We start from the raw sequence: 15,991 nt of genomic DNA on the forward strand, positions 1-15,991 counted from the left end.
TTTGCAGCCCTTAAAAAAAGGAAAAAAGAATTAATAACAAGGGTCGGGCACCCTACAAAATTAATGTGATATGCCAGTAAAGATTAGATTACAGAGACACGGAAAAAAAGGAAAACCATTTTATTGGGTAGTAGCGGCCGATAGCCGTGCAAAGAGAGATGGTAAATTTCTTGAAAAATTGGGAACCTACAATCCCAATACCAATCCTGCGACCATAGAATTGAACGTTGACAACTCTGTAAAGTGGTTGCAGAATGGAGCACAGCCTACAGATACTGCTAGAGCCATTCTTTCCTACAAAGGTGTAATGCTAAAACATCATTTATGGGGCGGGGTCCGAAAAGGAGCCTTTACTGAAGAACAATTAGAGGAAAAATTCAACGCTTGGTTGGAAGAAAAGGAAAAAGCCATCTCTTCCAAAGTAAGCGGTCTAGATAAAGAAAAAGCAAAAGCAAAGGCCGAAGCACTTAAAGCGGAAAAAGAAGTGAACGAAAAACGAGCCTTGGCAGCCGCAGCCGCAGAAGCACCGATAGAGGAAACATCAGAAGAAGCTGTTGCTGAAAGTGCGGAAGAAGTTGTTGAAGCTGTGGAAGAAGCACCAGCAGCCGAAGAAACTCCTAAAGCGGAGGAAGCTCCAGCTGAAGAAGTTGCAGCTGCTGAAGAGGTTGCCGAAGCCGTAGAGGAGGCACCGGCGCCCGAAGAAGCTCCCAAAGCTGAGGAGGCTCCAGCTGAAGAGAAAGTGGTTGCCGCAGATTCCGAAGACGCGCCAGCTGCATCCACCGAAGAGGAGTAAAAAATTCCGAAGCGATGCGCAAGGAAGATTGTTTCTACCTCGGTAAAGTCGTTTCAAAATATAGCTATAAGGGAGAGGTATTGGTAAAACTAGATACCGACGAACCCGAAATTTACGAAAATATGGAATCAATATTTGTCTCAATACGAGGCAATTTGGTTCCATTTTTTATTGATAAATGTCGTCTGCACAAGTCGGCACTATTACGTATCGATTTTGAGGATGTAAAAGATGAAGAGGCCGCCGACAGAATTCTTGGTGCCGAACTATATCTTCCCCTATCCTTGCTTCCCAAACTGGAAGGCAATAAGTTCTATTACCATGAGATCATTGGTTTTACCATTAAGGATAGCACCCATGGGGATATCGGTGTAGTTACCGGAGTAAACGACACCACTTCCCAAGTGCTAATTGAAGTGGAAAAGAATGGCAAAGAGCTTTTGGTCCCTTTAACCGACGAAATCCTTACCAAGGTAGATCGGAAGAACAGGACATTGTTTGTATCCACACCGGAAGGTCTGGTAGACCTATATTTGAATTAGAGGTCAAATTCCCAAACCCTGGGGTAGGAATTCGAAATCTGGATATATTTTATGGTATATTTAGACGGATTTACCAATCGTACATTGTATTATGTTTAGAATTTCCTTCATCCTCGTCGTATTTGCATTATCCTCATGTGGTGAGCAGAAAGCAGAACTCAAGAAAGCGAAAACATCCCCAAACATTGTGCTCATATTTACCGATGACCAAGGGTATCAAGATGTCGGGGTATTCGGATCCAAGAATATTGCTACCCCCAATTTAGATCAAATGGCCGCCGATGGGGTACGGTTAACAAGTTATTACTCGGCACAAGCGGTTTGCTCCGCCTCCCGGGCCGGTATTCTTACGGGCTGCTATCCCAACAGAATCGGGATACATGGTGCTTTAGGGCCTGGGAATGACCATGGCATCAATGCATCGGAGACTACCTTGGCAGAAATGCTCAAGACCATCGGGTACAAAACGGCCATCTATGGGAAATGGCATTTGGGGCACCATCCAAAGTTTTTGCCCACCCGTCATGGATTCGATGAATGGTTTGGCATCCCTTATTCCAATGATATGTGGCCCTACCACCCACAACAGGGTACAATTTTCAATTTCCCCGCCCTTCCCCTATTTGAAAACGAAACCGTGATAGACACCTTAAAGGAACAATCACAACTCACTACCCGCATTACTGAGCGCAGTGTTGATTTCATCAACCGAAATGCAGAAAATCCTTTTTTTCTCTATGTGCCCCATCCCCAACCTCATGTGCCTTTATTCGTCTCGGATAAGTTCAAGGGAAAATCAGATCGAGGGCTTTATGGTGACGTCATCATGGAAATTGACTGGTCCGTAGGTCAAATTTTGAATGCCTTAAAAAAGAACGGACTGGAGGAAAATACCATAGTCATTTTTACATCGGATAACGGTCCATGGCTATCCTACGGCAATCATGCCGGAAGCGCCCATCCCCTACGTGAAGGAAAAGGAACAGCTTGGGAAGGGGGGCAACGGGAACCCTTTATCATTAAATATCCCAATGGCCTAGAAGGAGGAAAGGTACTGGATACCCCCATTATGGCTATTGATATTTTGCCGACAATCGCGGAAATTACGAATGCCGAACTTCCTGAAAAAACCATCGATGGCAAAAGTGTCTGGGAAGTCCTGAAGGGAAAAACCAAAGAAAGTCCACAGGAAGCTTATTTCTTTTATTATCGGGTAAACGAACTATTCGGGGTACGCTATGGAAAATGGAAGCTCTATTTTCCACATCGTTATCGTACCATGGACGGACAGGAACCGGGTAAGGATGGTTTGCCCGGGGACTACAGGATGGTAGACATGGAGGCTTTGGAATTATATGATTTGGAAAATGATATTAGCGAAGCAACCAATGTTGCAGACAAGTATCCTGAAGTGGTCGAAAAAATAAAGTTGCTGGCCAATGACATGCGTTCCAGACTTGGGGATTCTCTAATGGAATTAGAAGGATCGGAAACAAGGGAGGCCGGACACCTGGAATGAGCAAACCTTTTAAATTTAAACAATTTACCATCCAACAAGACCGCTGCGCGATGAAAGTGGGAACGGATGGCGTATTGCTTGGAGCTTGGGCATCCGTAAAAAATAATCCTTCCTCAATCTTGGATATCGGCGCAGGAACTGGGTTGCTAGCTCTTATGTTGGCCCAACGATGCAATGTCGAAACTATCGATGCCCTGGAAATCGATGATGCCGCCTATGAGCAATGCGTTGAAAATTTTGAAGCCTCTCCATGGAGCGACCGTCTCTTCTGTTATCATGCCGGCTTGAATGAATTCTGTGAGGAAGTGGATGATACTTACGATTTAATTGTTTCCAATCCACCGTTTTATTCCGAAAACGTTTCCACTGGTAGCAGCTCAAGGGATAGGGCTCGGCAAAATCTTTCCCTACCCTTTGAGGAACTTTTGCAATGCGCTTCCCAATTACTCGCCAAGAACGGTATTCTTTCCATTATTGTTCCCTTTAAAGAAGAAAAATCCCTACTTCAAATAAGCGAATCATTGGGTCTTTATCCAAAACGGATAACCCGGGTAAAGGGAAATAAAATTTCAGAAATAAAAAGAAGTTTATTGGAATTTGGCTTTCATAAAACGGAAGCATCCGAAAAAGAACTGATCATAGAGATAGATCGCCATGTATACACTTCGGAATATCAAGAATTGACCAGGGAATTTTATTTAAAAATGTAACATTAGTCTTTAGTATTGTTGTATTTTCTTTATTTATCTTTGGCGAAAATGGCAATATGAGACCCGATTTATTTGAAGCACCCGACTATTACAACTTGGACGACCTACTTTCCGAGGAACACAAATTGGTACGTGATGCCGCCCGCCAATGGGTAAAACGGGACATCTCCCCGATTATAGAAGAATATGCCCAAAAGGCAGAATTTCCAAAACAAATTCTTAATGGCTTGTCGGAAATAGGGGCTTTTGGGCCTTACATTCCCGAGGAATACGGTGGAGCGGGGCTAGATCAAATTAGTTATGGACTCATTATGCAAGAAATTGAACGGGGAGATAGCGGAGTACGTTCCACGGCATCGGTTCAATCATCCCTGGTCATGTACCCTATCTTTTCCTATGGTACGGAAGAACAGCGCAAAAAATACCTGCCCAAATTGGCTGCAGGCGAACTTATGGGATGCTTTGGTTTAACGGAACCTGACCATGGTTCCAATCCGGGAGGGATGACCACTAATTTTAAGGATAAAGGTGACCATTATCTCTTGAATGGTGCCAAGCTTTGGATTTCCAACTCCCCATTTGCGGACCTCGCCGTAGTATGGGCAAAAAATGAAGAGGGCCGTATTCATGGATTGATCGTAGAACGCGATATGGAAGGTTTCTCTACTCCCGAAACCCATAATAAATGGTCATTACGGGCATCTGCTACCGGGGAATTGATCTTTGATAATGTAAAGGTTCCCAAGGAAAACCTATTGCCGGGCAAAAACGGACTGGGAGCACCATTGGGTTGTTTGGACTCGGCCCGGTATGGCATAGCCTGGGGTGCCATTGGTGCAGCTATGGATTGTTATGATACTGCCCTGCGATACGCCAAGGAACGTGTACAATTTGGCAAACCCATTGCATCCTTTCAGTTACAGCAGAAAAAACTGGCCGAAATGATTACCGAAATCACAAAGGCCCAGTTATTGGCCTTTCGTTTGGGGCAGTTAAAGAACGAAGGAAAAGCGACTACCGCTCAAATCTCTATGGCCAAACGCAATAATGTGGATATGGCCATTACTATTGCCAGAGAGGCACGCCAGATATTAGGGGGTATGGGTATTACTGGGGAATATAGTATTATGCGTCATATGATGAACCTGGAAAGTGTTATCACTTACGAAGGCACCCACGATATTCACCTTTTGATTACAGGTGCCGATGTGACAGGGATACCTGCCTTTCAGTAAAACCTGAATCGACCCACTATACTCAAATTTATTTGATGACCACAATTTTTTCAGAATCCCCATGTTCATTGAAAGGAAGTAGTGTCTTTACCAGACCATTGTAGGTTGCAGAATTTAGAGAAAAATCAGCAATACCACATTCATTTACGGTCTTGGTCAAGTTGAGCACCAAGGTATCGGTAACCGACATGCTTAAATCAATGAGAAAAGTATTGTCGCCATCGTCACCAAAAAGATTCATAGTAATAACATTTTCGAGACCCTCCACATTTTCGAAAACACTGCCCGTAATTTTGGATTCCTTATAACGTAGCACAATTTCGTTACTCTTAAACGTGCCATTTTCTATTAGATTTTCTCCATCAGCGCTGACCAACTCTACAAAAAAGTTTCTTACTATCAAGTCAATGATCACTCCATCGGGAAAACATAAATCCTCTTCCTTGTCGTCACTACAACCAAACACTAAAATGAGTAGAACAAATAAGAGCTTTTTCATCGCATACGGATTTACTCTATAGATGAAAAACACAAAAAGGGTTGCTTATACGGCATTTAAATAAAAAGCCTTATTTTCAGGTACTAAACCGGCCACATACAATCCATGAGATATTTCCTAATACTACTTGTTTTTCTTACAGCTTGCAGAACTGATAAAAAAGTTGCTGTTCCAACTCCTACCAGCACAACGGATTCTACGGCAACCCGAACCTTAAAAACTCCAGATGACCTTTTGGGCGAACTATTTGCTGATGTTCAACTGAGTGAGGTTTTTGAGGATGGCAAGACCTTCGTGGACTGTACGGCGAAATATCCGTATGAAATTATTGTAGAGAAATATGCTACGCAAAAAGACAAGGCTGATTTTGATTTAAAGGCTTTTGTCCTCGAGAATTTTGATGTTCCCATCTCCATCTCCTCGGATTTCAAATCCGACCCCAACCGTTCCGCGGTTGAACATGTTGAAGCTCTTTGGCCGGTGCTACAACGGAAATCCGACACGGATGTGGAAGGCAGCACATTACTACCCCTGCCCAAGCCTTATATTGTTCCAGGGGGTCGTTTTCGAGAAGTATACTATTGGGACAGTTATTTTACTATGTTGGGATTGGCAGAAAGTGGTGAGTTTGAACGTATCCAAAATATGTTGGACAACTTTGCCCACTTAATACATACTGTGGGGCATATCCCCAATGGGAATCGCACCTACTACATTACGCGTTCCCAGCCTCCCTTCTTCGCCCAGATGGTGAAGTTATTGGCTGATCATAAAGGAAAACAAATTTATGTCAAATATCGGGAGGCGTTAAAAAAAGAGTATGACTTTTGGATGGATGGAAAACACGCTAATGAAAAACCCATTAGACATTGCGTGGCAACTCCGGTCGGTATTATGAATCGCTATTTTGATAAAGGAAATACCCCACGCCAGGAATCGTATCGCGAGGATTACACCCAAGTTCAAAAAATGGGCGGTGGCGAAAAAATGTATCGTGACCTACGTTCGGGCGCAGAGTCCGGTTGGGACTATACCTCCCGTTGGTTTGCCAATGGAAAATCCATAGAAACTATCGAAACTACCGATATTATTCCCGTAGACCTTAATGCATTGTTATATGGTATGGAAGAGATTCTTGCCCAATGCTATGCCGAGGACGCAGCTTATGTGGCCGCGTTGAAAACAAGAATGGGAGCTAGAAAGGAGTTTTTAAATACCTATGCTTGGAATAAAACTGACGGTGTCTTTGAGGATTACAATTGGGTAAAACAACAGCGGACTTCCTTGAAATCCCTGGCCACGACCTATCCCCTATTTTTTGAAATGGCCGATCAGGAACAGGCAGATGCAGTAGCTTCTTATATTGAAAAGCATTTTTTAAAACCTGGCGGGGTTGTTACCACTTTGTACCATACCGGCGAACAATGGGATGCCCCCAATGGTTGGGCTCCCTTACAATGGATGACGGTAATAGGACTTCAAAACTACGGCTACGAAAATTTGGCCAGGACCATTGCACAAAGATGGGTGGCCTTAAACGAAAAGGTGTACAAAAACACGGGCAAATTTGTAGAGAAATATAATGTTGAGGATATGGGGTTAGAAGCTGGTGGAGGGGAATACCCCGTGCAGGACGGCTTTGGTTGGAGCAATGGCGTATATCTGGCCCTAAAAGCATACGTAGGGGATTAAACCGGAGGTAAATCATAAGGATATAGTGAAACTCCCCGGCAATGGGGAAAATTGTTATAAATTAAATTCCCTTAAAGTCCATGTCTTATATAATCATTGATATATTTACTGTTCTTCGCAAAACGAAGTTTTAAAGATGGATGTTATTAAAGATATTCTCCAAAGCTGTAAAAGGTTTTTCGTATTCCAAATTTCTCTAGCCCTTCCATTTCTCTACCTAAGTGGATTCTCCTCCTTGGCACAAGACCATACATCTGATGAATTCATAAGAAAACCTTTAAAATTTGAGAAGCAAAAAATAGCATCGGAAAGTTTTGAATCAGTTGGCGTTTTCGATGTTAACAACGACAAAATCCCTGACCTGGTATCCGGTTCCTATTGGTATGAAGGGCCCACTTATCTCGACCGTCATTTTATTGGAGATTTTAAGCGCTATGGGGAATACTACGATGATTTCTCCACCCTGCCGCTAGATGTAAACGGCGATGGCCATATGGATTATATTACCGGGGGATGGTTTGGAAAACGCCTGGTATGGATGGAAAATCCTGGAAATGAGGGTGAATGGACGGAACACCTCATTGCCGAGGCCGGCAATATAGAAGCCCCGCGTTCATGGGATATTGATGGGGACGGCATTCCGGAAATTGTACCTAACACACCCAATGACCCTTTGATTATTTATCGCTTGATAACAGATTCAGAAGGAAGGGGAACTGGAAAGTTTACGCCCTACAAAGTCATGGGGGAACATGGCCACGGTCTTGGTTTTGGTGATGTAAACCATGATGGAAGAGGAGATTTTATTGTGAGCAAAGGTTGGGTAGAATCCCCCAAAAATCCATTTGAAGGGGATTGGATTTTTCATCCCGATTTTGAGCTCGGTACCGCAAGTGTGCCTATCTTAGTTGTAGACGTTAACGAAGATGGTCATAACGACCTGATTGTAGGCCAAGGGCACGGTTATGGATTACATTGGTACGAACAAAAACAGGAAAGTGGAGAATTACCGAAATGGGTAAAACATCCGATCGACCCAAATAACTCGCAGTTCCACACTATGGTATGGACCGATCTTGATGGTGATGCAGAGAACGAACTCATTTCGGGAAAACGGTATCGTGCCCACAATGGCAAAGATCCTGGCGGCAATGATCCTTACGGAATTTACTATTATACATTCAATGGGGAAAGTTTCAGCAAACATATTATAGACTATGGGGTATTCGGTGAAGGCAAAGGCACCGGAATCCATTTTTGGGTAACCGATTTATCGGGGAATGGAAACAAGGATATTATTGTAGCCGGTAAGGACGGGCTATTCATCTTTTATAACAAAGGACATGAATGAGAAAGTAAGTAAAGGTGGAAAATTGAGTATTGTATTGGGGATGTGCATTCTATTCAGCATGTATTCCTGCGGTGAAAAGCCCAAAGAAAAAGGGAATGAAACCCTTGAAAATAGTACTGTGGTGGACGACGGCTTTGTTTCCATGTTCGATGGAAAATCCTTAAATAATTGGGAAGGCGACACTACCTATTGGCATGTAGAAAATAACAATTTGGTCGGGGAAATCACTCCCGAAACGCTTCTAAAGTCCAATACCTTTATTATTTGGAAAGGTGGTGAACTTAAAGATTTTGAGTTCAAAACAGAGTTTAGGATTTCTGAAAATGGCAATAGCGGTATTAACTATCGAAGTGAGCTTTTGGACACCGTTCCGTTCGCGCTCCGTGGTTATCAAGCGGATATAGATGGAAAAAATAGTTATACAGGGCAAAATTATGAGGAACGAAAGCGGACTACCTTGGCCTATCGCGGAGAGAAAGCTGCGATTACTTCACAGAAAGACCCGGATACCCCCGGTTCGTTACGTGCCAATGTGGATAAGAATGCCTGGCAAAGTAGGGCAGTTTTGGAATCGCTGGGAAATTCAGATTCCCTTAGAAACCAGATAAAAAGTAGGGATTGGAACGAATGTCATCTTATCATAAAAGGGAATCGGTTACAGCATTATATCAATGGTATCCTTATGAGCTACGTAATCGATAACGACACCGTAAACCGAAAGTTTTCAGGCTTTTTAGGTCTACAGGCCCATAGGGGCCCACCTATGAAAGTGGAGTACCGCAATATTCGTTTAAAGGAATTGTAGTACTAATCAAAATCAAGGACGGTCAGGTCCATTTCTTAAGGAGAAGTCTTCTTGATCTTTACCACAATCGATTTGCTAATAGGGGTCTTGCTCTTATCGGCAAAATGGTTATAGGGCACCAAAACATTGGTTTCCGGGAAATAAGCGGCCAGATTCGTGCGGGGAATGGCATAGGGAATAACCAGGAAACGATTTGCGGTTCGCTTTACACCATCATAGTTGCTGATCATATCCACAACATCCCTTTTTTTTAAATTTCGTTCCTGCATGTCCTGTGGGTTCATAAAGAGCACCCTTCTTTCATTGTAAACCCCTCTGTATCTATCGTTGAGTCCATAAATTGTGGTATTGAACTGGTCGTGCGAACGGATGGTCATCAATAAAAATTCATCATCGCGTAAATTGTGATCGGGAAGTGCGTTAATGGTAAATTGCGCCTTTCCATCAGGGAGCGAGCTAAAATCGCGTTCCCTTACGTTATTGGGCAGATAATATCCAACACCTTTTGAGCGTTCATCCGTGTTTTCAAAACCCTTGGCCACCTTATCGATATAGGACCGGATCAGTCCATAATCCTCTCCCAAGGATTTCCAGTCCATAGCATGCTCTCCTTTGAAATAGGCATTTGCCATTTCGGCAATGAGTTCCGGTTCGCTTTTGAGATTTCCAGAAGAAGGTTTAAGCATGCCCCGTGAACGGGTTACCCTGCCCATACTATTTTCAACCGTAAAATACCGTTGTTGCCCTCCTTTCGTATCTTTTTCCGATCGACCGAGGGTAGGCAGGATCAAGGCTGTTCTACCCGTGACCAAATGGGTACGGTTCAGTTTAGTGCTGACCTGTACCGTGAGGGTACAATTTTGTAAAGCTCTTGCAGTATATTCAGTATCGGAGGCGGCCATTAAAAAATTACCTCCCAAACAGATGAACACCTTGCCTTCTCCCTCATACATCGCCTTTATGGCTCCTACCGTATCTACGCCTTCCTTGTCCGGGGGCGTAAAACCCAAATGTTTTTTTATACGTTCATTGAGGTCTTTATTCACATAGTGCATAATCCCCACGCTTCGATCTCCTTGCACATTACTATGCCCCCGTACGGGACATGTTCCGGCATTTGGTTTTCCAATGGCTCCCTTAGCCAACAGCAGGTTTACATATTCACGAATATTCTCTACTCCATTTTTGTGTTGGGTGAGTCCCATGGCCCAACAAACGATAATTTTGGATTTGGTCGCCAAAAGCTTTACCACGTGATCTATTTTGTCCGAATCAACACCGCTCCGTTGAAGCAAATCCTTTTCTTGATATTGTTCCAGATGCTTTAAAAAAGCCTTATAACCATCGGTATAGGTGGCCATAAAATCATGGTCCAACACCTTTCCGGTCACCTCATCCAATCTGGTCAATCTTTTTAAGAGCAACTTTACCAAAGGAACATCCTGATTGATTTTTACAGGCAGATGGATGTCCGCTATGTCCTCGCCATTTCCCGCTAGACCCTTAAGCGTCTTCGGATTTCTAAAATTGACCAGACCGGATTCCTCCAAAGGATTAATACTGATTATCTTTCCGCCATTCTGCTTGCATTTCTCCAAAGCGGAAAGCATACGCGGATGGTTGGTCCCCGGGTTTTGACCGGCAATAATGATTACTTCTGCGCCATAAAAATCCTCCAATTTAACCGATCCCTTTCCGATGCCCAAGGTTTCGCTCAGGGCTACGCCACTGCTTTCATGACACATATTGGAACAATCCGGCATATTGTTGGTCCCCAAGGCCCTCGCAAACATCCCATATAGAAAAGCTGCCTCATTGCTGGACCGCCCGGAAGTATAAAAAATGGCTTCATCCGGTGATTCCAATCGATGTAATTCCTCTGCAATCAAAGCATAGGCATCATTCCATGTTATGGGTTCGTAGTGAACACTTCCAGGTCTGAGTACCAGAGGTTCTGTAAGCCGGCCAAACTTGTTCAACTCATAATCTGTCAACAATGAAAGCTCTTCCACCGAATGCTTTTTAAAAAACTCCGCATCGATTTGTCGGGTAGTAGCCTCGTCCGCCAAGGCTTTGGCCCCATTCTCGCAATACTCGCCTATTCTGGAAGGCTTTTCGGGATCGGGCCATGCACAACTAGGGCAATCAAAGCCCTCTTTTTGATTCATATGCAACAAGGCCTTCATGGAACGTGTGATGCCCATTTCCTTAAAACTGTGCTGCATCGCAACCTGAATACCCAAAGGTCCGGCCGCGTAGCGTGCAGGTTCCCGTAACTGGACTCCTGTAAATTCTTCCGATCCCCTTACGGAGACGTTCCTATGAAATTCTTCTTGCATGTCTAAATTTAGAACTTATTTTGGGAATCTAGGAAAGGCCCTAATAATAAACTTACGGGGCTATTCCCTTTCGTCATGGGTGATGGCTTCTTTATCTGAAATTCCGATATTTTTATGTTGTGTCCTAGTTTCAAACACTCTTGTACTGGTTTTCATATCGGCATACCGTGGATCCGGAATATAGTTCTGTTTTTGCATTTTAATGACCTCTATGCTTAAAAACCCAAACTCACTGACCACCTTTCCATAGAAGCGATAAATACCTTTGCCCCGAAAACGATATTTGGCCGCCACAGGAGGAAAAAGCACCGTATCGAAAACCTTTCCCTGTTGATCTAGAAGCGTTGCAAAATGCATACGTTTTCCAGAATGCGTATTTGTATTTTTTACCGTGATCAAATAACCGTAAATATCGATATGCCTATTGAGATAGCTTTCCAAGTTATGTTGACCGTTTGAGTTCTTAGGAGGTACTTCAAGCAATTCAAAAGGGCTACTCAAACAAAAGCCCAATAACTCCCACTGCTCAAAAGCAGTTTCCAAAAAAGTGGTGTTCAATGGGGGAATCCTAAACTTTTGCCTTGTGGGCGGAAATAGTTTTGGGTGCTCCACCCTGGGATTCCTTGAAAGTGTTAAATAAGCCTTCCAAAGTATTTGGTGCTTGTTTATCCCTGTAAACCGAAATGCATCAATACGTATCAAGATACTCAACTGTTCCACTGAGATAATCACCCTATCGAGGAAATCCTCCAATGAGCTGAAAAGGCCATTTGTAGCACGTTCCTTTACGATACGCTCCATGACTTGCCGTTCCAAATCCCTTAGGTACATCATTCCCAAGTAGATATGTTTGTCATAGATACAATTTGCTATTTGGCTTTGATTGATACAAGGGGGATGAATCGTAGCCCCCATCATTCGGGCCTCATGAACATAAAATTCCGAGCGATAAAATCCACCACCATTATTGAGAACGGCCACCATATATTCCAGTGGAAAATAGGCCCTTAAGAACAGGCTTTGATAGCTTTCTACTGCATAGGATGCGGAATGGCCCTTGGCAAAGGCGTATCCTGCAAAACTGGCTACCTGGTTCCAAATCTCAAAGATCAAAACGTCCTTATACCCTTTTTTTCTGCAATTGCTAATGAATTTGTGCTTCACTTTTTGAAACTCCTCCCGGGAACGGAACTTCCCGCTCATACCGCGACGGAGCACATCGGCCTCGCCCAGATCCAAACCGGCAAAATGGTGAGCAACCTTTATTACATCTTCCTGGTATACCATTACCCCATAGGTATCCGGCATAATATCCAACATCACCGGATGCGCTTTTTCTTGGGCCCTCCCTTCATGGCGATGACGTAAAATATATTCGCGCATCATACCACTTTTTGCTACACCTGGACGAATAATGGAGCTGGCGGCAACCAAGCCCAAATAATTATCCACTTCCAGTTTTTTGAGCAACATACGCATGGCCGGTGATTCTACGTAAAAGCAACCCATGCACTGCGCGGTTTTGATCAAATTATTGATTACGGAATCCTGAAAAAAAGTCTTGACATCATGAATATCAAAATTGGCCTCTTCGGGTTGGTTTTGGGCTACGATGGCCAAGGTGTCCTTTATCTTTCCCAACCCTCGCTGTGCCAGAATATCAAATTTGTAAAGCCCTACGTCCTCCGCGATGACCATATCAAATTGGGTTACGGCGAATCCCTTGGGAGGTAAAAAAGTGGCGGAAAAATAGTTCAAAGGCCGTTCACTTATTAGAATACCACTGGCATGGACACTTAAATAATTGGGCATACCCTGAATTAACTCACCATATTTAAGAACAAGTCTGGAAGCACTGTCCAATTTGGAAAGAGAATAGTGGCCTTCGCTCAAAATGTCGATTTCCTCTTTTGGAAGCCCAAAGACTTTCCCCAGTTCCCGGACGACTCCTTTTCGCTTAAAGGTGACATAGGTGCCTACGAGTGCAACATGGTCAAAACGGTCAAAAATGTATTGGGTCATCTCCTCCCTATCACGCCAAGAGAAATCAATATCAAAATCCGGTGGATTGGCGCGGTATAGATTAATGAAGCGTTCAAAATAGAGATCCAGGTCCATGGGATCTACATCGGTTATCCGCAAGAGATATGCAACTATGCTATTTGCCCCACTACCCCGTCCTACATAATAAAATCCTCTTTTGCTGGCATGGGAAACGATATCCCAATTGATCAAAAAATAGGAGACAAAACCCATTTTTTTAATAACGTCCAATTCTTTTTCCAACCGCTCCCTTACGGACTTGTCCATTTTAGGGTATCTATACGGCAATCCCTCATCGCACAACTTCTCGATCAGCCGTTCATCCTCTTCTATACTATTGGTAAAGGCCTTTAAATTTTGCGGTTTCCGATTTTTTGAAAAATCGAAATGGATGCTACACGCTTTCAAAAGACGTTCCGTGTTTTCGAGGATATGGGTGTATTCCGAAAATGCTTCGGCCAAATTCAGCATGGGAAACATCTTTTCATCGGCATCGGCCACTTCCGTTTCCGAAAGCTTGCTCAAAAGCACATTGTTATCAATGGCACGTAACAATCGATGCGCATTGAAATCGCGCTTATTCCTAAAAGTGACCGGTTGCTGTACCACCAATTTATCCTTAAGCTTTAGCAATCTGGAAAAAGGCAACCGTCTAAGGGTTTTGATGGAGATGCCTATAAATTCATTTTCTAAAAATTCGTGTTGTTCGTTAAGCAAAACGGTCTCGAAAGGATAAATGACAAACGCATTTTTAAATGAGGGGGCACGTTGCGGAATTTCCAATTCGTTCTGTAAATGATACGATAAGAAAGTATTTAACTCTTGATACCCCGCATTGTTTTTGGCGATGCCTAAAAAACAGCAATCTACCCCATTTCTAAAATCGATTCCCAAAATGGGGCGCACATCATACTCCGGTGCCTTTCGAACAAAATTCAGGCATGCCGAAGTTGTATTGATATCCGTGAGCACCAATTGCTTTATATGGTTCTGCTGTGCCAATTGCAATAGGTCCAGTTCGGAAAAGGTTCCGAAGCGCATGCTGTAGTATGTGTGGCAGTTTAAATACAAATAGTTGTTCGTTGATGGTTGTTGGTTAATGGTTGATTGCTTGCATCTACTGAAAACTTTTTACTATCAACCAATAACTATTTACAAAATCATTGTTTTCTATGTGCCAGTACAATTGGTGGTTGCCCATTAAAGGGGTTGTGCATTCTACCAATAGTTTTGGCTCCCATGGCCGAGGCTCGAAAAACGCAACGGTCACCGAACCGATCTCTAACATGATCCATGGCCTGGTACAGATTCAAGGCTTCTTCGGTATCCTCGAAGAGGTTTATCTGGTAATTCCCCGAAACCAAATGACTGAAACGGATACCGATCAGGCGTACCAACATTCTTTTGCTATACAGCGTACGAAACAGTTCCAAAATTTTGGGAAGCAATATATGATCCGCACTGGTATATGGAATTCGCATCTGCTTGGAATAGGTGTTAAAATCGGAATACCGTATCTTAACGGTTATACATGCGGTGAGTTTATTGCCCCGGCGCAGCTGATAGGCCAGATTCTCCGTCATGGCCATTAAAATTCCTTTAAGTTTTAGCACATCGATCGTATCCCTATCAAAGGTCCGTTCCGTGGAAATGGATTTTCTATCACAAAATGGAACCACTGGTGTACTATCCATACCATTGGCCCGCCTCCAAATTACGGTTCCATTGGCACCAAGCACACGTTGCATGATATCCACAGGCATTTCCTGTATAGTTCTAACTTTTCGTATGCCTAAATTTCTCAACGTCTGGTAGGTCTTGTCCCCCACCATGGGAATCTTTTTAATGGATAATGGGGCCAAAAATGGTTTTTCGAGCCCGAAATCAATTTTTAACTGGTTATTGGGTTTGGCCTCATCGGTAGCTACTTTTGAAACTACTTTATTGACGGATAGACCAAAAGATATGGGCAGCCCGGTCTCCCTTATTATCCTTTGGCGCAATTCCGTAGCATACTTATAGCTACCAAAGAAACGATCCATCCCTGAAAGGTCTGCGTAAAATTCATCGATGCTGGATTTCTCAAAGACAGGAACGCTCTCCTTAATGATTTCGGTAACCACATCCGAATGTTTACTATAGGTCCCTGCATTTCCCTTGATGACTTTGGCTTCCGGGCACAATTCCTTGGCCATCTTCATGGGCATGCCCGAATGTATGCCATAACCCCGAGTCTCATAACTACAGGCAGCTACAACACCCCTATCCGTAATACCCCCGACCAATAAGGGTTTGTTCCGAAGCTCTGTATTGAGCAATCGTTCAACGGATACAAAAAAGGTATCCAAATCCAAGTGGAGAATGGTCTTGTTCATTACTATCCTAAAAAGGATAGCTAATATATGGAATATTTCCAAATAAATGGATTATATCCAATATAAATATTTTGCTCCTTTATAAAAT

11 protein-coding genes and 1 pseudogene are annotated in these 15,991 nt (G+C 43.3%); 8 read left to right on the forward strand and 4 right to left on the reverse strand.

Features of this window, described 5'->3' with window-relative positions; all coding sequences use genetic code 11:
- Positions 1–70 precede the first annotated feature (70 nt).
- From D7Z94_RS00065 to D7Z94_RS00085, 5 genes and pseudogenes are all read left to right on the forward strand, one after another.
- Positions 71–634, forward strand: a pseudogene (locus tag D7Z94_RS00065) (30S ribosomal protein S16); the annotation flags it as partial.
- A gap of 173 nt (positions 635–807) precedes the next feature.
- Positions 808–1,335, forward strand: a complete 528-nt coding sequence (rimM, locus tag D7Z94_RS00070; protein ID WP_120709485.1) for a ribosome maturation factor RimM — start codon at positions 808–810, stop codon at positions 1,333–1,335.
- A 91-nt stretch (positions 1,336–1,426) separates the two neighbouring features.
- Positions 1,427–2,854, forward strand: coding sequence for a sulfatase family protein (locus D7Z94_RS00075; RefSeq protein ID WP_120709486.1), 1,428 nt, complete (start codon positions 1,427–1,429; stop codon positions 2,852–2,854).
- The gene (locus tag D7Z94_RS00080) at positions 2,851–3,564 is read left to right on the forward strand and encodes a tRNA1(Val) (adenine(37)-N6)-methyltransferase (RefSeq protein ID WP_120709487.1); all 714 of its coding nucleotides are present in this window, start codon (positions 2,851–2,853) and stop codon (positions 3,562–3,564) included. Before D7Z94_RS00075 ends, D7Z94_RS00080 begins: the two co-directional genes overlap by 4 nt.
- Positions 3,565–3,620: 56 nt before the next feature.
- Positions 3,621–4,799 (forward strand): acyl-CoA dehydrogenase family protein, encoded by a 1,179-nt coding sequence (locus D7Z94_RS00085; protein WP_120709488.1) that lies wholly within the window; start codon positions 3,621–3,623, stop codon positions 4,797–4,799.
- Positions 4,800–4,827: 28 nt separating this feature from the next.
- Here the strand turns inward: D7Z94_RS00085 and D7Z94_RS00090 are convergent, their stop codons facing one another.
- The gene (locus tag D7Z94_RS00090) at positions 4,828–5,298 is read right to left on the reverse strand and encodes a hypothetical protein (protein WP_120709489.1); all 471 of its coding nucleotides are present in this window, start codon (positions 5,296–5,298) and stop codon (positions 4,828–4,830) included.
- A gap of 105 nt (positions 5,299–5,403) precedes the next feature.
- On the opposite strand from D7Z94_RS00090, the gene treF reads away from it, so the two are divergent.
- The 3 genes from treF to D7Z94_RS00105 all read left to right on the forward strand — a co-directional run bounded on the left by treF (position 5,404) and on the right by D7Z94_RS00105 (position 9,146).
- Positions 5,404–6,990: an alpha,alpha-trehalase TreF gene (gene treF / locus D7Z94_RS00095; protein WP_120709490.1), complete on the forward strand. Its 1,587-nt coding sequence runs from the start codon at positions 5,404–5,406 to the stop codon at positions 6,988–6,990.
- Positions 6,991–7,126: 136 nt separating this feature from the next.
- Positions 7,127–8,341: an FG-GAP repeat domain-containing protein gene (locus D7Z94_RS00100; protein ID WP_120709491.1), complete on the forward strand. Its 1,215-nt coding sequence runs from the start codon at positions 7,127–7,129 to the stop codon at positions 8,339–8,341.
- Positions 8,334–9,146: a 3-keto-disaccharide hydrolase gene (locus tag D7Z94_RS00105; protein ID WP_245967110.1), complete on the forward strand. Its 813-nt coding sequence runs from the start codon at positions 8,334–8,336 to the stop codon at positions 9,144–9,146. The genes D7Z94_RS00100 and D7Z94_RS00105 overlap by 8 nt, the downstream gene beginning before the upstream one ends.
- 35 nt (positions 9,147–9,181) lie before the next feature.
- Here D7Z94_RS00105 and D7Z94_RS00110 read toward each other — a convergent pair whose 3' ends face one another.
- The 3 genes from D7Z94_RS00110 to dinB all read right to left on the reverse strand — a co-directional run bounded on the left by D7Z94_RS00110 (position 9,182) and on the right by dinB (position 15,903).
- Positions 9,182–11,485 (reverse strand): FdhF/YdeP family oxidoreductase, encoded by a 2,304-nt coding sequence (locus D7Z94_RS00110; protein WP_120709492.1) that lies wholly within the window; start codon positions 11,483–11,485, stop codon positions 9,182–9,184.
- 60 nt (positions 11,486–11,545) lie between these two features.
- The gene (locus D7Z94_RS00115; protein WP_245967111.1) at positions 11,546–14,569 is read right to left on the reverse strand and encodes a DNA polymerase III subunit alpha; all 3,024 of its coding nucleotides are present in this window, start codon (positions 14,567–14,569) and stop codon (positions 11,546–11,548) included.
- Positions 14,570–14,688: 119 nt separating this feature from the next.
- Complete coding sequence (gene dinB, locus D7Z94_RS00120) at positions 14,689–15,903, reverse strand: DNA polymerase IV (protein WP_120709494.1); 1,215 nt, start codon at positions 15,901–15,903, stop codon at positions 14,689–14,691.
- Between the last annotated feature and the right edge of the window lie 88 nt (positions 15,904–15,991).

It is taken from the genome of Ulvibacterium marinum, from assembly GCF_003626755.1.
Classification (GTDB): domain Bacteria; phylum Bacteroidota; class Bacteroidia; order Flavobacteriales; family Flavobacteriaceae; genus Ulvibacterium; species Ulvibacterium marinum.